The 21,272-nt window shown below is 63.6% G+C and carries 16 protein-coding genes; 4 read left to right on the top strand and 12 right to left on the bottom strand.

All coding sequences use genetic code 11. From position 1 onward, the window contains the following. The first annotated feature begins 586 nt into the window (after positions 1-586). The 4 genes from CAG34_RS14380 (at position 587) to CAG34_RS14395 (ending at position 4,731) form a co-directional block, all read left to right on the top strand. On the top strand, positions 587-1,837 hold the full coding sequence (locus tag CAG34_RS14380; RefSeq protein WP_024087598.1) for a ribonucleotide-diphosphate reductase subunit beta: 1,251 nt from the start codon (positions 587-589) through the stop codon (positions 1,835-1,837). 112 nt (positions 1,838-1,949) lie between these two features. After that, on the top strand, positions 1,950-2,753 hold the full coding sequence (locus CAG34_RS14385; protein WP_085590724.1) for an FRG domain-containing protein: 804 nt from the start codon (positions 1,950-1,952) through the stop codon (positions 2,751-2,753). Beyond that, complete coding sequence (locus CAG34_RS14390) at positions 2,750-3,814, top strand: DUF262 domain-containing protein (protein WP_085590726.1); 1,065 nt, start codon at positions 2,750-2,752, stop codon at positions 3,812-3,814. The genes CAG34_RS14385 and CAG34_RS14390 overlap by 4 nt, the downstream gene beginning before the upstream one ends. A 380-nt stretch (positions 3,815-4,194) precedes the next feature. After that, positions 4,195-4,731: a Bro-N domain-containing protein gene (locus CAG34_RS14395; RefSeq protein WP_085590728.1), complete on the top strand. Its 537-nt coding sequence runs from the start codon at positions 4,195-4,197 to the stop codon at positions 4,729-4,731. A 721-nt stretch (positions 4,732-5,452) separates the two neighbouring features. Here the strand turns inward: CAG34_RS14395 and CAG34_RS14410 are convergent. From CAG34_RS14410 to CAG34_RS14465, 12 genes are all read right to left on the bottom strand, one after another. Further along, positions 5,453-5,914, bottom strand: a complete 462-nt coding sequence (locus CAG34_RS14410) for a hypothetical protein (protein ID WP_085590734.1) — start codon at positions 5,912-5,914, stop codon at positions 5,453-5,455. Positions 5,915-5,945: 31 nt separating this feature from the next. Beyond that, positions 5,946-6,386 (bottom strand): hypothetical protein, encoded by a 441-nt coding sequence (locus CAG34_RS14415; RefSeq protein WP_075046084.1) that lies wholly within the window; start codon positions 6,384-6,386, stop codon positions 5,946-5,948. Beyond that, positions 6,383-7,276, bottom strand: coding sequence for a hypothetical protein (locus CAG34_RS14420; RefSeq protein WP_038408275.1), 894 nt, complete (start codon positions 7,274-7,276; stop codon positions 6,383-6,385). Before CAG34_RS14420 ends, CAG34_RS14415 begins: the two co-directional genes overlap by 4 nt. Positions 7,277-7,401: 125 nt before the next feature. Next, positions 7,402-8,307: a type VI secretion system-associated lipoprotein TagQ gene (gene tagQ / locus CAG34_RS14425; protein ID WP_025340301.1), complete on the bottom strand. Its 906-nt coding sequence runs from the start codon at positions 8,305-8,307 to the stop codon at positions 7,402-7,404. A gap of 71 nt (positions 8,308-8,378) precedes the next feature. After that, complete coding sequence (locus CAG34_RS14430; RefSeq protein WP_085590736.1) at positions 8,379-10,175, bottom strand: SUMF1/EgtB/PvdO family nonheme iron enzyme; 1,797 nt, start codon at positions 10,173-10,175, stop codon at positions 8,379-8,381. Next, positions 10,168-11,370 (bottom strand): hypothetical protein, encoded by a 1,203-nt coding sequence (locus tag CAG34_RS14435; protein WP_085590738.1) that lies wholly within the window; start codon positions 11,368-11,370, stop codon positions 10,168-10,170. The genes CAG34_RS14430 and CAG34_RS14435 overlap by 8 nt, the downstream gene beginning before the upstream one ends. Next, on the bottom strand, positions 11,370-12,074 hold the full coding sequence (locus CAG34_RS14440) for an ATP-binding cassette domain-containing protein (protein WP_085590740.1): 705 nt from the start codon (positions 12,072-12,074) through the stop codon (positions 11,370-11,372). The genes CAG34_RS14435 and CAG34_RS14440 overlap by 1 nt, the downstream gene beginning before the upstream one ends. Next, positions 12,074-15,091: a serine/threonine-protein kinase gene (locus tag CAG34_RS14445; protein ID WP_085590743.1), complete on the bottom strand. Its 3,018-nt coding sequence runs from the start codon at positions 15,089-15,091 to the stop codon at positions 12,074-12,076. Before CAG34_RS14445 ends, CAG34_RS14440 begins: the two co-directional genes overlap by 1 nt. Next, positions 15,088-15,807, bottom strand: a complete 720-nt coding sequence (locus tag CAG34_RS14450) for a PP2C family serine/threonine-protein phosphatase (protein ID WP_085590745.1) — start codon at positions 15,805-15,807, stop codon at positions 15,088-15,090. Before CAG34_RS14450 ends, CAG34_RS14445 begins: the two co-directional genes overlap by 4 nt. Next, entirely contained in the window at positions 15,804-16,460 is a 657-nt protein-coding gene (tagF, locus tag CAG34_RS14455) for a type VI secretion system-associated protein TagF (protein ID WP_085590747.1), read from the bottom strand. Before tagF ends, CAG34_RS14450 begins: the two co-directional genes overlap by 4 nt. Next, a complete protein-coding gene (tssM, locus tag CAG34_RS14460; protein ID WP_085590749.1) occupies positions 16,457-19,966 on the bottom strand; it encodes a type VI secretion system membrane subunit TssM in 3,510 nt (1,169 codons plus the stop codon). Before tssM ends, tagF begins: the two co-directional genes overlap by 4 nt. Then, positions 19,963-21,270: a DotU family type VI secretion system protein gene (locus tag CAG34_RS14465; protein WP_085590751.1), complete on the bottom strand. Its 1,308-nt coding sequence runs from the start codon at positions 21,268-21,270 to the stop codon at positions 19,963-19,965. The genes tssM and CAG34_RS14465 overlap by 4 nt, the downstream gene beginning before the upstream one ends. Positions 21,271-21,272: the final 2 nt, after the last annotated feature.

Genomic DNA, 21,272 nt, shown 5'->3' on the forward strand with positions numbered 1-21,272 from the left:
GCACGCAGGCATCTCAAGACACGCATTGCCGAAACGTTGCATACAACTCGGTAGCTGCGGATTGACCCGGTTCCTGTAGGAGCGGCCTTGTGTCGCGATGGGCCGCAAAGCGGCCCCGGCGATGTATGTGGCGAAGCTGCAATATTGGGGGCGCTTTCGCACCCCATCGCGACACAAGGCCGCTCCTACAAAGATCGCGCCAACACCACATCCTGTGCTTAAAAAATAAATAACCACAACATATAGTGCCTTTCGCGTTTTACCGCTACACTTCCCCCCTGTATCTGATGACACACGCTTCGTGAACGGACGCACGCCAAAACGGTCGAAAAAGTTACCCTCGCCCGCCAGACACGCACCCCGATCGAAGGCGAATTCCGGTATACTGCGCCCCCTCTGAAAAGGGCACCTTTCAATTGTCCTGGCCCCTCCGAGAGGCCTGGCCAGGTACAAGCCAGAACACACCAGATGTAAACGAGAGTCAGCCTCTCGAGCTGTCCATTCGCCGTAACGGCCTTGCGTCAGGCATCACATTCTTAAAATCCAACCGGTTGCCCCAGGGCGACCCTCAAGCAGGAGCCAAACCATGCTGAGCTGGGACGAATTCGACAAGGAAGACGGCGAAGTAGCCGCCAAAGGCAACACCCCTGCGCAGGCCGCTGCCGCCGCTACCCTCGACAAGCTCGACAGCGCCGGTGGTGCCGCCGCCCTGGAAGCCCGTGCCGCTACCGCTGACGACTCCGACGCCGTCAAGCGCGCCAAGGCTGCCCTGAACGACCTCGACATCGCCGAAGGCCTGGCCGAGCTGGAAGGCTCCGGCGCCCGCGTGCGTGTTGACGAAAAGCGCATGATCAACTGCCGCGCCGACCTCAACCAGCTGGTACCGTTCAAGTACGACTGGGCCTGGCAGAAGTACCTGGACGGCTGCGCCAACCACTGGATGCCGCAAGAGGTCAACATGACCGCCGACATCGCCCTGTGGAAGAGCATGGACGGCCTGACCGAAGACGAGCGTCGCATCGTCATGCGCAACCTCGGCTTCTTCTCCACTGCCGACTCGCTGGTAGCCAACAACCTGGCCCTGGCCGTGTACCGCCTGATCACCAACCCGGAGTGCCGCCAGTACATCCTGCGCCAGGCCTTCGAAGAGGCGATCCACACCCACGCCTACCAGTACTGCATCGAGTCGCTGGGCATGGATGAAGGCGAGATCTTCAACATGTACCACGAGATCCCGTCGGTAGCGAAGAAAGCCGCCTGGGGCCTGAAGTACACCCGCGCCATCTCCGATCCGGAATTCAACACCGGCACCGTCGAAACCGACAAAGAGCTGCTGCGCAACCTTATCGCCTACTACTGCGTACTGGAGGGCATCTTCTTCTACTGCGGCTTCACCCAGATCCTGTCCATGGGCCGCCGCAACAAGATGACCGGCGTGGCCGAGCAGTTCCAGTACATCCTGCGTGACGAGTCGATGCACCTGAACTTCGGTATCGACGTGATCAACCAGATCAAGATCGAGAACCCGCACCTGTGGGATGCGGCGATGAAGGAAGAAGCGACCCAGATGATCCTGCAAGGGACCCAGCTGGAGATCGAATACGCCCGTGACACCATGCCACGCGGCGTGCTGGGCATGAACGCGGCAATGATGGAGGACTACCTCAAGTTCATTGCTAACCGTCGCCTGACCCAGATTGGCCTGAAGGAAGAGTACCCAGGGACTACCAACCCGTTCCCGTGGATGAGCGAGATCATGGACTTGAAGAAAGAGAAGAACTTCTTCGAGACCCGCGTGATCGAGTATCAGACTGGTGGGGCGTTGAGCTGGGATTGATAGTGGCACTATGATGTGATAGAACTACTAATTCTTGTTGGGTTAGTGACCTAAGCCCTGCTAATGCAGGGCTTTTTATTGTCTAAAATTAAAACAGCGATGATTATAGTTCATGCCAACCTTGAATGAGCATACTGCACAAACATTTCAAGAATTTCTTAGCTTTGCTGACATGGGTCAAACAGACGACGATTCAGCGGTCTGGTTCAGAGGAACAGGAAACTCAAGTTACTCTTTGTCTCCCTCAATTCATCGACACTCCAGCATAAATGACAGCACAAAGCTGTTCGAGATCGAAAAAAAATTAATCACTCGTTTCAAAGAGCGCTCGGTACCCTATCTCACATACCGTTTAGAAGATGCATGGGAGTTACTTTTTCTCATGCAGCATTACGGAATGCCAACAAGGCTTCTGGATTGGACAGAAAATCCATTAATAGCATTGTTTTTTGCCCTTAGTTCCGCCAGGCAAAATAGTGCCGGGACTTACGATAATGATGCCGCCGTATGGGTTTTGTCACCCGCAAAATGGAATCGCTGCGTCTTTCGACACAACAGCTACCAAGGAGGTGCGATGTCTCCTACCGAAAGCATGGTATCGAGTTATGCGCCTTCTAAAGAATATCAATATATGCATGAGCATCCGGTCGCTCTTCTCGGCATACACAACAGCCCTAGGATTGTTGCACAACGCGGCTCTTTCTGTTTGTTTGGAAAATCACTCCAACCAATGGAGCAAATTTACACAGCCAACAACTTTGAAGACGACACCCTTAAAAAAATCATCATTCCTGCAAGCAAGATCACCGAGATACTTAACAAGCTAACCTGGATGGGTATTACTGACGCAGTAATTTACCCTGACTTAGAAGGGCTAGCAAAAGAAACCAAACGTCTCTTTGGGTTTTCCGTATGAATACGATTTTCAAAGTCCAAGCACACTCCACCAAAACACTGAGCTGGTGGTATAAGCAAAGAGAAAAAATCGATTTCGAACCTTCATATCAAAGGAAAGGAAATCTATGGGGAGATTACGATAAAGCTTACCTAATTGACTCAATCATAAACGGCTTCGATGTTCCAAAAATATATCTCTCCGACTTCACAATAGTGAATTCACCTTTAAACGAAAAAAGCTTACCGTATGCAGTGATCGACGGCAGGCAGCGCCTTGAGGCAATTTTCTCATTCTTTTCCGATCACATCCCACTCAACCCGGACTTCGTATATTATAGAAACCCCTCCATAAAAGTAGGAGGCAAGTACTATTCCACATTAAAAAACGAACACCCGGACATTGTCGAGGCACTTGAAGAGTTCAACCTAGACATCGTCAGTGTAATAACAGATGACGTAGATAAAATACGTGACTTATTCATTCGATTAAACAAGAGCAAGCCACTTACAGGAGCTGAACTCCGAAATGCAATGCAGGGAATAGTCCCCGACTTAATTCGCGGACTGTCGGACCGTAACTTCTTCAAAAACAAGGTTAAATTTAGTACAACACGCGGCCAAGACAGCAACCTAGCAGCAAAACTCCTTCTAATTGAGTTCAATGAAAGTTTTGTTGACACAAAAAAGAAACAGCTCGACAAAATGGTCAAGGATGGAGCCACCAGCGAAACCCCTGAAAAATATATTGACGCCGCATTTAGGGCTAGCAACATAATTGACTACCTCGAAACCGTATTTGAGGATAAAGATCCGCTTCTGTCTAACCATGGGCTTATTCCGCTCTACTACCAACTTGCAAAACATGAAACAGACCCCAGCACTCTTCGAAATTTTTTGAGTAAGTTTGACGACGACCGAAAACTAAATCAAACACTCTCCAGAATTTCTCCGGAAAAAGCCGATAGCGCGCTACTATCATTCGACACTGCGGTACGAAGCATTAACGATGCGAGCACACTAAATTCAGCTTACAACATTCTAAAAAGCCGCCTCGATAGCTACATAACAGAACTGCTGTGATTGAAAGCCTTCTAGAATATAAGAAAAATCCCACACTGGAGCCCCTTGACCATTCAAATTCCATCTTATAACTTCGCAAGTGGCGCCTAAGAAACGCTTCACACAGCGGCTTACCCGCTCCCGACAGATGCGGCTTTTTTGTGCCTGTGGTCTAATACTGCGCGCATGAAACACTCTGTTACGTCGGGAGTGGGCTAATACAAGACCCGAAAGGGGAATACGTCCGGCCTGCTGTGTGAGGTTTCTTAGCTCCCGACACCAGCCCTAAGAAAGCTGACAACAGACCGAGGTTATCGATATGCCCATCAAAGCATGCATTAGTAGGCCTTTCGTACATGCGTCCCACCTAACAATTTACGCAAGGATCACGGAGGCCAGCCATGACTGACCTTCAAACACCCACCCTCTTCACCCGCCACAACCGCCCCCTCCACACCCTCTGGCTCGAATCCCAAGCCTGGTTCTGCGCCCACGAACTCGGCCGGCTGAGTGGTCACTTCTACGACGAACACTGCATGCGCAAGCTCGACCCGGATCAGTACCGCTCCGTGCAGTTGCTGCGCTATGGCAAGTACCAGGAAACCACGATGGTCAGCGAATCCGGGGCGTATACCTTGTTGGCGCATCACCATGTGCCGGAGAACCGGCATTTGCGCTGGTGGCTGACGCATGAGGTGGTGGCGGTGCTGCGTGATCGGCAGGAGGACGGGGTGAAGGATGTTCCGCGACTGGGGCAGATGTGCTGGCCTGGGGGGCGGAGCGCGACGTTGTTGTATTGGCAGAGTGAGCCTTGGGTGAGGATGCGGGATATGCCGGTGGTGCTGGCTGGGGAAGTGCAACAGCTGCCGCTGGTAGAGAAGCCGAAGTTGAGTTGGCGGGAGTGTGCGCAGCGGGCGCTGCGGTTGCATGGGGTTTAAGCGGCGGGTTTGCCTGGGCGGGCCTCTTCGCGGGTGAACCCGCTCCCACAGGTACTGTGCGGGCTTCGGGTTCACGCTGTACCTGTGGGAGCGGCTTTAGCCGCGAACACCGGCGCAGCCGGTGCCATGCACCGCGTCACCTGCTTCGCGGGCTTGCCCGCTCCCACAGGTATTGCGCTGGCTTCGGGATCACGCAGTACCTGTGGGAGCGGCCGTGGCCGCGAACACCGGCGCAGCCGGTGCCATTCACCGAGGTGCCTGCTTCGCGGGCTTGCCTGCTCCCACAGGTACTGCGCTGGCTTCAAGTTCATGGTGAACGAACACCGGCGCAGCCGGTGCCATACACCGAGGTGCCTACTTCGCGGGCTTGCCCGCTCCCACAGGTACTGCGCTGGCTTCGGGATCACGCAGTACCTGTGGGAGCAACTGTCTTGCTCAATTTCAAAAAGCTGGCGCGATCCCTGTGGGAGCGGGCTTGCCCGCGAACACCGGCGCAGCCGGTGCCATGCACCGCGTCGCCTGATTCGCGGGCTTGCCCGCTCCCACAGGTACTGCGCTGGCTTCAAGTTCATGGTGAACCTGTGGGAGCGGCTTTAGCCGCGAACACCGGCGCAGCCGGTGCCATCCACCGAGGCGCCTGCTTCGCGGGCTTGCCCGCTCCCACAAATGCCGGTGACATCCACAGCTAGTTCATTTGCTTGCCTACAACACCACTGCCCTGCTACTTCCCCTCCCCAACCGGCTCCACCCGCTGCACCACGATCTGCATATGGCTCGCCATGTCGCTCAGTATCACCTCCCCTTCCTTGTACTCCGGGGTGATCATCAGCGAGCGGACAAAATGCTCGTTGCCACTTTCGCGCTTTTGCACGTTCTCGAACGCCACGATGATCGTGTCGTTGCGCCAGTTGCTGATGTCGAAACCGCCCGCAGCAACGAACTCACTAATGTCGCGCTCGTCGTTGAACACATTGGCAGGCAGGATCAGCAGGCGGTCCTTGAGAAACACCTGATAATACTGGCGAGGCCCCACCGGCCAGTTCTGCTCCACCACGTGTTCGATGCGCCAGTGATGGACGTTATTCTCATAGACCACGACACGCTCGACCTTATGGCCATTGCAAGCAACGAGCAAGGGCAATAGCAAACCACCGAGCCAGGTACGCTTTCGGCGCAGATTCATCCCGATCCCCTCGTTACATCAGAGAAAGGTGTCATTTAGAGGTTTTAGCCGCGCGACGGTTGAATTTACGGATGTCCCGATACTCCACCAGGCGCACGCGCATCTCGCGGTAACGCTGGCTGTTGATGATCAGCAGAGCCAGCAAACCGAACACCAGGACGGAAATGTACGCCCCCATGTGCGGGCGATAACCGTAGCTGGGCAATGCGGCGAGCAAGGCAACCACGAGGATGCCGATCACACCGCGCACGCCCCAGGCAAAGCCACGCACCATGGCGATATGCGAGGCGGCGCTCACTACACCGGCTGCCGCCAGCACCATCACCGAGAGTTCAGGGTCTGAGCTGCGCATATAGGTGGAAAACACCAGCGAGACGGTGCCGCCCAGCGCCATGCAGGAAAAGAAAAACTCGGCAATGAACACGCCGAAATAACGGGAAAGAAACGCTTGCAGCTCCTGGTCACGGGTCACTCGGTAATCTCCTCGTAAAGCCCCACGGCAACCGATTGGACGAAGCTACTGCTGCCAAAGCCCGACAAGCCGCCTATCGAGTCTTTGATCAAGGTACGCGTGGCATGCTGAATTTCGGTAGGGGTAAAACGTTTGATCGCAGTACCCGCCGCTTGCTTCAGCTTGAGCTGCTTGGCAGTGAGCGACGGATGCTTGATGAGCAGAAGCTCCTCGGCCAGCGCCTTGCGTTGCTGCCGCGACAGGCTATGGAACAGCTCCCTCCAGCCCTTGCCGGTAGCCGCTTTGCGAGCCTGCAGAAACCGCACGGTGTTCAGGCTCGATGCGCCCACACCTGCCAGCGCGACGCCGTCCAGTATGCTCATCACGGTCTGGACCGTGTCGTTACTGTCGAGCCAGTCGTTCTGCCCTGGGTCGAACACTTCGTTGAACACTCGGTACCCGCCCATCATGCACTGCCCGGTACCCGCAGCCGCGGCGGCATAACCGACCGCCGTCAACACCATGCTGGCGCCGCCAGTGAACGGTACGGCAATGGTGCCACTGAACATGACGACCCAACCAAGATAGGCCGAGAGGCAACCCAGACTGGCGTTCACGGCCTCTGCCATCACCTTGCGCTCACGCGCGCCGGTTTGCAGCTGGGTCATGAACTGTTCAGGTGACTTGTAAGGTGCTGCCTCCTGCAGAATCACACGCTTGGGCGCAATGCTGCAGATAGGCTTGAATTCGCGAAGCACGATCACGTTGTACTCGGCATCGATATACACAACACCAGCACCCACGATACCCGGGTCGGCATCGATGGCCCTGAACAGCTTCTGCTGGTCGACGGTCAGCAGCAGCCGCTGACGCGCCATTTGCTGGCGGTAGCCGCCCAGGGCGCCGGACATCAGATCAGTCACGACAACTCTCCTTGATTCGAAAAGCCGCTGCGCCGGCCCACGCACGCCCCGTGCAGGTCAGGCGTCCTGCCAGGGGCTGCACGTGCACCGGCGCGAGCGCAACGGAGCGTGGGTTACACGTTCGGGCAAGGCACCGGCGCCCAGTCACCCATGTCGGGGCTGCGGCACATCTTGTTGACCTGGTCGACGCCAGCATTGGCCACCTGCTGGGCCTCGGCTTTCTTGGTAGTGGCCTTCTGCAGGGTCTTCTCGGTGGCGACCGCCTCTTGCGGCACGTTCGTGTTCACCTTGACGGCCTGGGTCTTCTTCTTGCCAGTGGTGGTCTTTGGCGGCTCAGCCACGGTTGCCACATCGGTACGAGCCACACCAACCTGCTTGAGGTCCTGCTCGTAGGCCTGGGTGTAGTTGTCGAGGTTTTCCGCAACGCGGCCGTTGACGGTGGCCAGCAGCTTGTTCGACTCCTGCAGGCCCGAGACGATCTCGGCCAGGCGCTTGCGCCCTTCGGTGTCGTTGATGCGGTTGGCCTTGCGGCCGTCGATCAGGCTGGTGAACTCACGCTGGTAGCAGCTTTGCGAAGCCTTGGCATAGGCCGTGGTGCGGTCCAGGTCGGCAGCGCTCTTGTCGATGTCGGTGGCGTACGAGGCAATGCGCTGCTTGTCGTCACTGATCTGCTTCTGGCGCTCGGTGTAGTAACCGGCCGCACCGCCCACCAGGGCACCACCCGCCGCACCGATGGCTGCGTTGCGGCCGCGGTTGTCGCCGTCGACCAGGGCGCCGGTCAAGGCACCGCCGAGGGCCCCGATGACGGCGCCTGTGGCAACCGAGCGGGTCATGTCACCGTCGGTGGAGCGCAGGTGCTGCACGGGCTCGTAGCAGCTCGGGTAGTACTCGACCTTGGTCGTGGCACCAACCTTGGACACCGGAGAGCTGGAGCAGCCTGCCAGCAGAACAGTGCTGAAACCGGCGGCGAGCAGCAGGGCGGAACGGGCATGGGTAGCCGTGAAGATGGTCTTGAACATGTCACTTTCTCACGTGGGTGGTTAAAACGGGGGGCTTCATGCCACCCCGCGGTTGCGTCAGGCAGAAGCCACTACGAAGGCCGCGCGGCGGCCGATGCCAGGAGCTCCTTGAGGATCGTTGCCGGGTCGGCCCGCCGGTTCTGGCGGTACTCCCCAACATGGCGAACGAACAGGGTCGCGCGGCTCACCAGGCTCTTGCCCAGGACCGGTTTGCGGTTGAGTTCTTCCTTGACCCGCTGGAACTGCGCCTGGATCACCGCATCGGTGTAGCGCGTACCACTGGCCAGGTTGTCGATGTAGATCGCCACGGCGCCATCGAGGGCGGCGCGGCCGTTGGCGATGGCTGCGGCGTACATGCTCACGGTGGTCTGGTCGCCACGCGCCTTGGCCTCGGCCTGGGTGTTGCGCAGGTTGGTCAGGCGAATGTTGTAGTTGTTGATGGTCTCGGCCACCAGCGCGGCAGACTGGATCAGGTTGCCGGCAGCCTCTTCGCGCTGGCGGCCGATCAGCGAAACGCTGCGCTTGAGTTCTTCGTTGACCAGCCCCAGCTCGGCCTGCTGGCGCGGGTCGGCGGTGGCGGCGATGATGCTGTCCAGGCGCTTGGTCGGGTCCTGCACGGCATCAATATCGTCGGTCAGGCTGGCCAGGCGCCCTTCCTTTTGCCACTGCTCGAACAGTTCCTGGTAACGCGAACGGGGTGCCGACAAGGCGCCGATGGCCACCCGGAAGCCCGTGGTCTCGTTGCGCTGTTCGGTACCGTCAGCGCCGAACAGCGGGTACTCGCGGCGCATGCCGGTAAACAGCGTGCCCTCGCCTTCCAGGTAGTTGCCGCCCTTGACCACGAAGCCGCCATAGGCGCCTTGCAAGCGGCCGGCATGCACCAGCTGGAACGACTCCTGAACCATTTCGGCGGCATTGCCGATCACATCGAACAGCCCCAGCGGGTTCGGCAGCCGGGTACCGATCGGCATCAGGCGTGCGGCCTGCCCGGTGCCGCCAGCCACCTGGTTGAACACTGCCCAGTCGCCAAGCGGCCCATCGCTGTCACTGCCCTGGACCTTGCGCGGGAACAGCCGCCCTTCCAGTTCCTGGCGGCTTACCGCAGAGCCGCCACGGGCAGCGAACTCCCACTCCACTTCGGTGGGCAGGCGCACAAAACCGACCCCGCCGTCCTCGGCCTTGCTGCCCCGGCCACTGACCGGCAGCAGGTCACGGTGATGCTTGAGCAGCCAGGCACTGTAGACCGCGGCAAAGCGCTCGGCCTCAAAACGCGACAGCTTGACCTTGGGCAGGCGCCCCGCCGCCGTGGTATCGGGCTGACAGGCCGGCGCCGCCTCGCCGCTGGCCAGCGACTGGGCCTGAGCCATCACTTGGGCATACTGCCGGGCGCTGACCTCGTACTTGCCGATGAAATACATCATCGGCTTGAGCGGGCCAGCCTGGTCGAGTACGGGCAGGTTGGGGGCGACAGCCTTCTGCCAGGCGGGCGAAAGGTCCTGGAGGCTGAACTGGCCATTGATGAAGTCACGCCGATAACCGGAAATGAACGACTGCTGGTAGCCGGCCTCGCCCTCGCTGAACGGGTAGCCGAGGTTGACCTCGCGGTCGTCCAGGCTACCCTGGGCCAGCACGTAGACGCTGCGCAGTACCAGTTCGCCGCCGCATGGCAGCGGCAGGCTGACGTCGCCCGGCAAGGGCTTGGGGTTGTCCAGCTTGCTGGTGTCGACCGGCTGTGCCGGGGTGCTGGCGGCAGCGGCGTTGGCCGGCTTGGCCGAATTGGCAGGCGGCTCGTCGGTACCCGGCGAACAGGCCGCCAGGCCCAGCGTGGTCAGAAGCAGGGCCGTAGCCCCGAGACGAAGTTCAGACATCACGGATTCCTTGACTGGCATCGATGCGCGCCACCCGCCAGCCACCCAGGGCAGCAGCGGCTGTGCTGGCCAGCAGCACCGCAGACAACGCAACGAAGTAATGCATGGACAACAGATGGCTGGCGTATTCGCCTGGCACCTGCGTGAAGATCCGGTTGAGGCCCTGCTCGGCCAGCAGGTACAGGCCGCCGGCAACTGCGGCCGCCAGCACGCCGCTGTACAGCGCCTGCAGCACCACGAACAGCAGCAGCGCGGCCGTGCCGAACCCCAGCAGGCGCAGCACCGCCAGCTCACGCTGCTTGCGCTGTACCGCCGCCACCGCGCCAGCGGCGATGGCTGCCACGGCACCGGCCACGGCCAGGCTGGTGATGATCCAGAACACCAGGTCAAGGTTGCGGCTCAGGGCCTGCACCTGGGCGATCTGCGCTGCCTGGGTCGATACCAGCCACTTGCGTTCGGCAAAGTAGGCGCGCAGCTTCTCGACATCAGCCAGCCCACGGGCATACAGGCGAAACGCCGGGTATATCCGCTGCGCATCATTGCCTGCGGCCTCCCCCGGCCAGCCCAGCGCCGGCACGCCGCGCCCGTCGCGGTAGTCCTCGACCGCTTCGAGCAGGGCCAGGGAAGCAAACAGGCCATCGCGCTCGAACGCCGCCAACGGCAGCACGGCAGCTACCTGCAGGCGCGTCTGGCGCCATTGCACCTGGCCGGCCTGCTGCCGGCTGAAGCTGGCCTGCAGCTCATCACCGGCAGCGGCACCGAGCTTCTCGGCAGCGGTAAAGCTCAGTACTACCTGCTGCAGGCCCTGCGGCGGCGGCACCTGTTGCAACAAGGGGTCACCGGCAGCGGTCGGCAGCATCTCGACGGTTACCGCACGCCCCTTGGCAGGCAGCAGCAGCTCTGCAGTGGCGGCGATCTGCCGGGTCCGCGCGATGGCGAAGGCGACGTCCGGTCGCTGCCCCAGGGCATCGATGAAATCGGCGCGGAAACGGCCACCGCCCAAGGGAATGATCTCGCGTACGCTCGGGTCGCGTTGCAGCCGCTCGGTCAGGCTGCCGACCAGGCCGAACTTGAGACCGAACAGCACCAGCAACGGCGCGATCACCGCGACCAGCGCCAGCACGCTGCACGCCGACAGCCGCGCATCGTTGCGGTAGTCCTGCCAGGCCAGGCCGGCGATCAGCCACGGGCGCATCAGACGGCCTGCGCCAAGGTGGCGGTGACGCCGCCGTCGGCATCGCGTCGGCAGACCATGCGCAGCACGCTCAACCCGGCCCGGCGCGCCAGCGCTTCGTCATGGGTGGCGAGCACGCAGGTCACCTGGCGCGCCTGTGCCTCGCGCAGCAGCAACTGCATGACCCGCTCGGCGTTCACCGGGTCCAGCGCTGCGGTAGGCTCGTCGGCCAGCAACAATGCCGGCGCATGCGCCAGGGCCCGGGCGCAGCTGACTCGCTGACGTTGCCCCAGCGACAACGCGGCAGGTTTCTTGGCCAGCTGGTCACGCACGTCCAGCGCCTCGGCCAGGCGTTCGACGCTGCCATCCTCGCCCAGCCCCAACAGCTGCCGTGGCAGGCGGATATTGCCGCGCACATCGAGGAAACCGAGCAATCCGCCGGCCTGCAGCACATAGCCCAGCTGGCGGCTGCGCAGCGCCGCCAACTGGTCGAGGCGGCGCTGGCGCCACAGGCCAGCCACATCGGTGCCGGCGAAGACGAAGCCCTCGGCCGCATCCGGCGCCAGCACCAGCGCCAGCAGGTCGAGCAAGGTACTCTTGCCGCAGCCGCTGGGGCCGACCAGCGCCACCCGTGCCCCTGCCGCCAGCTGCAGCCGGTCGATCTGCAGGCTGTAGCGCTGGGCACCCTGGCCGCGCGTCTTGTGCACCGCGTGCAGGCTGATCATCACGGCAGCGTCGACAGCGGTACACGGTACAGGGCATCGCCCGGCTCGGCCTTGCCGAAGCGCACCCAGTTGGCCATGTCGTTGTGGAAGGTTTCGTACAGGCGGATCTTCGAATCCAGCTCGTCGATGAAATCCTCCTGTTCGGCCACCGACAGCGACAGCCACAGGTCCTCGGTCATGCTCAGGGACTTGCTGCGGTACGGCAGGCCTTCGAGGTATTCGCCCAGTACCCCGCCCTGGGCCAGGTTTGCGCCCTTGCGCAGGGCCCCCGGATCGCGGCTCATGTAGGCGCTCGCGCTGGCGATCTCGTTGAAGAAATCACTCGGTGAACTGCGGGTCTTGCGCGCGGCATCGACGATCAGCTTCAGCGACTGCTGCAGGTCATTGAGTTGCAGCTTGGTCAGCATCACGCACACCTGCAGGCTCGGCAACGCCGGGTTGGCCAGGTCATGGTCGGCGGCCCAGGCGCTGACCAGTTGCGGCGCCTGGCTGGCGCCGTTACGGCCGAGGAAGTCCATGTGCATGGCATAACCGATCGCCTGGGACTTCGCCGCCAGGCTCGCGCCCGAGCCCAACTGGGGCAACGGCTGCGGCTGCTGTTCACGCACCTGGTGCACCAGTTCGGCGAACGTCGAGCCGATCTCGCGCACGCGCTCGCCAAAGGCGCCCACATCGCCGCCCGGCACAGCCACGTACAGGTCACCGATCTGCGGGTTGCTGTCGGCGGTAAGCACGCGGTACTGGCTTTCGGCAGCGCCATGGTTTTTCGCACCGGCCGGGGTGCGCAGGTGCAGGGCGTAGATCCTGATCTGCTTGCTCAACGCAGCCTGGCGAACCTCGGCCTCGTTCATCTGTGTGCTGCTGTAGGGGTCGTTCTTGCGCAGGGCACCGGCATCGCTGACCAGCAGGACGATGCGCCCGCCATAGCCCGACCAGTCCATGCCCTCCACGGCCTGCATCACGCCGGCAAAGGCATCTTCGTTGAACGAATGGCTGGAGACGCTGGTGGCCTTGACCTGCGCGGCAGCCTTGAGGAAGCGCGCCGGGTCGCGGCCCTCCTCCAGGCTGACCAGGGTCTTGCTCAGGTAGTCCAGGCCCGGGGTGCGCTTGACGCTGTTGCGAAAGCCCACCAGGCCGAAGCTGACATTGCCCAGCTCGCCCCGTGCAGCCAGTTGCGCCTGCAGTTCGCTGACCACCTGGCGCACGCGGTCGATGTAGGGTTGCATCGACACCGACGTGTCGACCACCAGGACGATGCCGGTACGGAAGCGGTTGTCCGTTGCCACGGCCGCACCGGCAGCCGTGGCCGCCTGGCTGCGAACGCTGCTGCCGGGGTCGATGGAGGCGACGTTGAGCAACTGCACCGGCTGGCCGTCGGCGCCGAAGCTTTCGCGGTAGTCGAAGATCGGCATCAGGTAGAACTGGTTCTGCGGCACCGCGCTGGCGGCGGGCTCCAGGGCCAGCACCTGGGGCACCTGGTCGGGCTCGTTCTGCGCCTTGAGCAGGTCGGCGCGGGCCTTGCCGGTGTCGTCGAGCAGTTGCTGCAGGTCATCGGCCTGGCGCATGAACATCACCGGTGAACGGCCGGAACGCTCGGTGAACTTCAGCACCAGGCTTTGCTTCCAGTCGCTGGTTTGCGCCGCAGGCAACCAGCCGTCGCGCTGGCCGCTGCTGGAGGCGCCCACTTCCAGCCATGGCTGGCCGTCGATGTCCTTGCGCTGGTACACGTACAGCACCGAGAACGCCGGCAGCGGTTCACCCGCGCTGTTACCGGGCCCTGCGCGCAGTTGCGCTTCGGGCTTGCTCAGCACGCGTTGGAACAGGGTTTTCTTGCCCGGCATCAACAAAGGCCGGCCGTCTTCGCTGGCCGCTGGCGGTGGAGCGGTTGGCGTCAGCGGTTCGCTCGCGGTTTGCGCCACGGGTGGCTGCACGTCCGGTTGGTCGCTGCCACTGCGCAACCAGAACAAGGTCGCGCCCAGGCCCAGCGCCGCGGCTATGGCCACGGCCAGCAGGGCCTTGGCCGGCATGCCCGAGGCTGGTTTCGGCGGCGCAGCGGGCCTGGGCCGGGACGGCTCCTTTGCAGGCGTGGGTGAGGCGACCGGCTCGGCCGTGGCCTGCGGAATATCAATGGACATTGGCGTCAAGCCGCCAAGGTCTGCCTTGCCCGGCATCGCGACCGGCAACGGCCGGATCACTGTGCTGTCCTGGTCATCGGCAGGCAAGCGATCGAGTGCGGCCAGCAACGCGTCGGCATCGGCGAAGCGTTGATCTGGGTCCTTGGCCAGCAGCCCGCGCAGGATGTCCTGGTAGCGCCCGTGCTCGATGGGCAGCTCCGGTAGTGGCTCGGTCAGGTGGGCCAGTGCGGTCGACAACGCATCGGTGCCACGGTAGGGCAGCTCGCCGACAAGGATCTCGTACAGCACCACCCCAAGCGCATACAGGTCGGCGCGGCCGTCGATGTCCATGCCCCGCGCCTGCTCCGGGCTCATGTAGCTCGGGGTGCCGACGGCGAAGCCAGCCTGGGTGAACTGGGTGCGGTCATCCAGCGACTTGGCGATGCCAAAGTCCGAGAGCACCGCCGTGCCGTCGGCGCGGAACAGGATGTTGGCCGGCTTCACGTCGCGGTGCACCAACCCCTGGCCGTGGGCATAACCCAGCGCCTGGGCGATCTGCCGCACGTACAGCAAGCCCTGCTCGGGTGCAAGCCCGGCGGCGATGCGCTCCTTGAGGGTGCCGCTGGGCAGGTACTCCATGGCCATGTAGTACAGTTCGCCGACGTTGCCGATGTCATGGATGGTGGCGATGTGCGGGTGCGCCAGCCGCGCCAGGGTGCGCCCTTCGCGCAGGAAGCGCTCGCAGAAGGTAGGGTCGGCGGCAAGGCTCGCGGCCATCACCTTCAGCGCCACCTTGCGCTGCAGCGAGCGCTGGGTGGCCAGGTAGACGCTGGCCATGGCGCCCTGGCCAATCTCGCTGTCGATGTCGAATCCGGGAATCTGCATGTTCGGGGTGCTCTTCATTTCGCCTTCACCACCACGGCGGTGATGTTGTCAGGGGCGCCACGGGTCAGCCCCAGGTGTACCAGGCTGCGGACCACCTGATAGGGGTCGGCGTGGCCGAGCACGTCGGCGATCTCGTGGTCTTCGGCGGTCTTGTTCAAGCCGTCGCTGCACAGCAGGTAGGTGTCGCCCGGCTGTACCTGCACATCCACCGCCTGGAGTTCGAGCTGGTCCTCGACGCCGATGGCGCGGGTAACGATGTTGCCGCGCGGGTGTACGCGCGCTTCGGCCTCGTTGAGCAGGCCGCTGTCCTGCAGTTCCTGGACATAGCTGTGGTCATGCGACAGGCGCTCGATACGGCCATCGCGCAGCCGATACAGGCGGCTGTCACCAGCCCACAGGCCTACCGCCCGGTCGCCGCGTGCGGCCAGGACCACCACCGTGCTGCCCATCATCGCCACGCCCCGGCGCAAGGTCTCCTCGCGTACGGCGCTGTTGACCTGGGCCAAGGTGTCGCGCAGGGCCTGGGTGAAATCCTCCAACCCATCGATGAGCGGCAACTGGCGCAGGCTGTCCACGGCCAGGCTGCTCACATAGTCCCCGGCGGCATGCCCACCCATGCCGTCGGCAACGGCCCACAGGCCATCCCAGGTCAGCTCCAGGCAGGCGTCTTCGTTGATCTTGCGGACCATGCCTACATGGCTGTAGCTGGCCGCGCTGTAGTGCACGCGGCTCATGCTGGACTCGCCTCGCTGCCCAGCAGGAACGCGGCGAACTGCTCGCTGCGCGGCAGGCCCTGGCTACGCAGCAGGCCAGGTGCGATCCGCTCGCTGCCCAGGCCCCACCACAGGCTCATGCCTGCGCAGGCGCATTCGGCCAGGGCCAACGCCCTGCCTTGCGGCGTGATGCCGTCCAGCCGCTGCAACCCGCCCACGGCCACGCGTGGCCCCTGCAGCGGCGGCCGGGGTTGGTCGAAAGGCTGCAAGGCTGCCTCGAAATGCTCGAAAGCCGCATCCGCTTCAAGCGTGCCCAGCAACGCCGCCTCGACACCTTCGAACCACTCATCGGCCCCACCAACGATGCCTGCGATCGCCACCCCGGGCTCCAGCACCTGCGCCACGCTCAGCGGAAAATACCGCCCCACCCGGTCGATGCTCGGCATCAGCACGCCGACCACCGCGTCCGGGCCACACACCCCAGGCGCCAGGGCAAAGCGCCACAACGGGCTGACCAGGTAGGCCTGCAGCCAGGCCTCGCCAAGCGCCTGCTGGCTGGCCTGGATACCGGCGGCCAGCCACTGGTCCCAGGGCTGGATGAAGGTCTGCGGCAAGCCACGGCTGACGAAGTCGCCGCGACAGGCCAGTTTTCCGTAGAAACCCACGTCGTTCACAGATGCTCCGGCAGGCTGAAACCGCTGACCACTCGGCTGCGGAACGGGTTGAAGGCGCTGCTGGCACGCAGCTCGTACGACACGCTGGCGCCATCCACGCGCAAACGCAGGTTGAAACGTTCCGGCGAGCTGCCAGCCACCAGGTCGGCCTGGTCGAGCAGGCGGAACCACGCCCATGGGCCTTCCACGGTCAGCCCCGAACGGCCGCTGGCCGATGGCGGCGCGATCGACAGGCGAACCACGCCGATGCTGTTCGGGTTGGGCCACTGCAACGCCACCGGGCGGCTCGGGCCGTGGTCGTAGCTGACTTGCTGGCCGTCGAGATCAAGCAGGAACTGGGTGATGCTCGCGTCCATCGCCACCGGCTTGAGCTCGAAACGCACGCTTGGCTGCAGGCCGTTACCGCTGCGGAAGAACGCATCGCGGATGGTCGCCGCGCGCTGGAAGGTGTACAGCACATTGCCGCTGATCCCGAGCTTCTGCGCAGCGCCCGGCTGCCAGCTCCAGGGCGTGCTGGAAGTATTGACGTAGGGCTGCAGGTACTTGCGGAAGTAGTTGTCCATCACCCCACCGACCCCGAAGAACTGGCCGAAGTCTTCCAGGGTGGCGTCGCGCGAACTGCCAGCCACCAGCGGGTAGCGGCCGCTGAGCGACTGCCGGTAGACATTCAGCACTTCGCTGGCCCAGGCGGCATTGAGCTGGTTGCGCACCCCGCCCATGACGATGCCATGGGTCGAGCCGAGTACCGAACTGACCAGGTTCTGCACCACCCTGGGCTGGCGCGCCGCGCCCAGGGCTACCCGTTGCGCCGCAGCCTGGGCCTGGTTCTTGGCCTCGCCGAGCAAGGCGTCGCCGCTGGCACCGACCATGGCGCTGACCTGCACGTAGAGCGCATTGAGGTCGGTGAGCAAGCCGTCGATGGCGGCGGGCTGGCCTTCACCGCTGCCGACCAGCGTGGCCAGCTCGGCGAAGTGCGCGGTCACCGGGTCCTGCGTGCGGGCCGCGGGGCTGTCGACGGGCAGCGGCGCGTCGCCGAGCAGCCCGCCAAGGCGCTGGCGCAGCTGGTCGACACCGGCCTGCTCGGCCTTGTCCTGGACCTTGTCGAGCGTGGTCGGCTGCGCCAGGTTGGTTTCACGGGCCACCGCCTGCAGCAGCTGCTTCATCGGCGAGGTCGGCCCGGACAGCACCCGCAGCACGTCGGCGGCTTGGCCAACGCTGGTGACAGGCACGACGTCCAGGTCGTCGAGCAGGGCATCCCAGTGGCGGATGTAATCCTGGTAGTAGAGTTGCTGCACATCGTCGGCCAGGCGTTTGGCATCGCCCGCTTCGCCCGGCGCGCGGCCCAGTACCCAGCGTTCTTCGGCCAGCGTGGTGCTCTGCGCCAGGCTGGCGACGAGAAATGCCTGGCGGTAGCCCTGCACGGTGAACAGCCCCGGCAGCGGCTCGCTCAACGGCTTGCCGCTCTTGAAGCGAAACACCAGGGCGGCATCACGCCCGGCAGCGTCGCTGACGCGGAAGTCTTCGACCCCGCCTGGCAGCTTCTGGCGCTTGACCCGGTCGTAAACACGCTGGGCCACCGGCAACTGCTGCAGCTGGCGACGGGTGTCGTCGATCAGGCGCTGGTCCAGGCGTGCGTTCGGCGGACGTTTCTCGAACAGCGCCGCCAGGTGCTGCCCCAGGGCTTGGCGCAGGTCGGGCGCAAGGTCGCGGGGTAACTGGCGCTCCCAGTCGAGGGTGATCCAGGCCTTGATGAAGTCTGGGTCGTAGTGCTCGGCATCGGCCAGCATCAGGTAGGCCTTGAGCCCTTCGTAGAGGTAATCGGATGGCCCCCCGGCATACAGCTGTTCCTCGATGCGGGTAACCAGGCGGGGGGCGAAAATGGCGATCAGCAGCTTGCGGTACAGGCTCTGCGATTCGCTTTCGAGCATGTCGCCCTGGTACAGGCCCAGGCCCTCGGCCCAGCTGGGAGGGTCGTCGGCCAGGTGGCGGACGGCGTTGAGCAGCGGCAGCACGTCGACCACGTTGCGCTGCGCAGGGCTCAGGCCTTGCACGCTTTTGCCCAGTGGCTGAAGGCGGCTGTCGACTTCGGCGATGTATTGCTGGTTGGCCCGATAACTGAGGGCCCACAAGGTCCCGACCAACAGCACCAGCGCCACGCTCACGGCCAGCGCACCACGGGCGATCCACCGGCGCCGCCGCTCCACCTTGGGGTTGCTGCCAACCAGGCCGCGCTCGGCGAAGGCCACGGCAGTGAACAACCGCTCGATGAAATAGCTGCGCCCGCTACCGCTCTGGCGTGCCAGGTGCGCACGGTCCAGGCCCATGCTCTGGGCCATGCTGCCGATCAGCCGGTCGATGGGGCTGCCTTCCTGGGTGCCGCTGGTGAAGTACACACCGCGCAGCAACGCCCGTGCTTCGAAGGCGTTGGGCTTGAAGATGCCGTCGAGGAAGGCCTTGAGGTTGCCACGCAGGGCGGCGAACTGTTGCACGAAGCCGTAGACAAGGTCGCGCCGGGCCGGGTCGCGTTCCTGTTGCAGGCGCTCGACCAGGCGCTCACCGAGCCGCCGTTCGAGCAATGCGAACTCGTTGTCGAACTGCGCCAACGGGCCGTCAGCGCCCTGTTCGAGAGTATCCAGCGGGAAGGTCATGCCCCACACCTGGGCGCGTTCGTCCTTGCCCAGGTTGTCGAAGAACTCCATGAAGCCCGGCACCAGGTCGAGCTTGGTCAGCATCAGGTACACCGGGAAGCGCACGCCCAGCTGGCTGTACAGCTCCTGGATGCGCGCGCGGATCGCCGCGGCGTGGGCGGCGCGCTCGGCGTCGCTGCCCAGCAGCAGGTCGGACAGGCTGATGGCGATGAATGCACCGTCGATGGGGCGGCGCGAGCGCTGGGTCTTGAGCAGGTCGAGAAAGCCCAGCCAGGCCGCCTTGTCGACCTGGGCGTGGCTGTCCTGGGTGGTGTAGCGGCCGGCAGTGTCGAGCAGCACCGCCTGGTCGGTGAACCACCAGTCGCAGTTGCGCGTGCCGCCCACACCGCGGATGGCGCCCTCGCCCAGTTGCGCGGCCAGCGGGAAGTGCAGGCCGGAGTTGACCAGCGCGGTGGTCTTGCCCGAGCCGGGCGGGCCGATGATCACGTACCACGGCAGCTCGTAAAGATTGCGACGCTCGTCACCACCCAGGCGGGCCTTCTTCAACAGGGCCAGGGCCTCGTCCATGCGCTGGCGCAGCGCCGCCAGCTCTTCGGTGGTGGCCACGCTGGCAGGGTCCGGGGCGGTTTCTGCGGCCAGGCTCTGCATGACCTTGGCCGCCTGCCGGCGCGCCTGCACGATGCGCCAGGCGCGGTAGCCGCCCCACAGGGCGAACAGCAGGACGATCAGCAGCCAGCGTGGCGTGGGCGACGCCAGCATGTCCAGCAACGGCCCTACGAACCAGATGATCAGGCTCAGGGCGATCAGGCCCAGCAGCGGGATCACCCAGCGAATGACAAAACTGAAAAACGCCTTCACTCGACGCCCTCCGCCAGAACGGTGATTTCAACCCGGCGATTCTTCGCCCGGCCCTGCGCGGTGTCGTTCGACGCCAGGGGTTCGGTGTCGCTCAGCCCTTGGGCGCTGAAGCGCTCGGGTTGCCCGGTGCGCGCGGCGAGGATGCCCTTGACCTCTTCGGCGCGCGCTTGCGACAACGCCCAGTTGGACGGGAAGCGCAACGTCGCGATGCGCTGGTTGTCGCTGTGCCCGGTGACCCGGACATTGCCCTTGACCTTGGCCACTGCCTCGGCGATGCGCAGCATCAGCGGCTGGAAATCGCCCTTGATGCTGGCGCTGGCGCTGGCGAACAGCTCGTCACCGCGAATGGTCACCACCGAGCGGTCGACCGCGTCTTCGACGGAAACCCGGCCGGCCTTGATGTCATCGGCGAGGAACCCGGCCAGGCGCGGGCGCTCCACTGGCTTGGGCTGCAGCACCGGGCGGTCCATGGCTTGTACCGGGATTTCGCCCAGCGCGTGGATACCCCGGAACACCGGCTCGGCATCGGCGGCCAGCTTCAGGCGCAGGCCGAACAACAGCAGCAACAGCAATGCCGCGGCCACCGCCAGGCCCACCCATGGCGGCACGAACTGGGCCAGGCGGTCACGGCTGACAGCCACCCCACGCCAGTGTGGCGAGAGTTCGCGCTCACGTTCGCCACGGGCACTGCGAATTGCCGCAGCGGTGCGCTCGCGCAGCGCTTCGAGCTGGGCGCGGCCATCGTTCATGACCCGGTAGCGGCCCTCGAAGCCGAGGCTGGTGCACAGGTACAACAGCTCCAGCAGGTTGAGGCGTTCGCGCGGGCTCTGCAGGCAATGCTCCATCAGCTGGAACACCTTCTCACCGCCCCAGGCCTCGTTGTGCACCGTAATCAGCAAGCTCTGGCGGCTCCAGTCGCTGGCACTGCCCCACGGCGTGCTGAGCACTGCCTCGTCCAGCGCGGTGCACAGCGCATAGCGCGCCAGCAGCACCTCGTTGCGCACCACCCCGGCGGCTTCGGCACGGGTCTCGAACTGGCGCAGATAGGCCAGCAACTGCGCCCGCAGGCTGGCCGGCGCCGAATGAGCGATGGTGTTGCGCAGGCGGGTAAGCAAGGCCAGCAACGGCCCGGCCGCCTGCTCGAGCGGGTTGACACCCACGCCCTGGCCAGGCGCCAGGGGCTCGGCCGGTACCTGCAACGGCGGCGGCTGCGGCACTGGCGCGGCGGGTTGCGGGGCAGCACGGCCACCGGGGCGCGGCATGAACTGGGTACGGTCGTTGGCCTGCGGATCTTCCGGGTGCATCG

Source organism: Pseudomonas sp. B14(2017) (assembly GCF_002113255.1).
Classification (GTDB): domain Bacteria; phylum Pseudomonadota; class Gammaproteobacteria; order Pseudomonadales; family Pseudomonadaceae; genus Aquipseudomonas; species Aquipseudomonas putida_Z.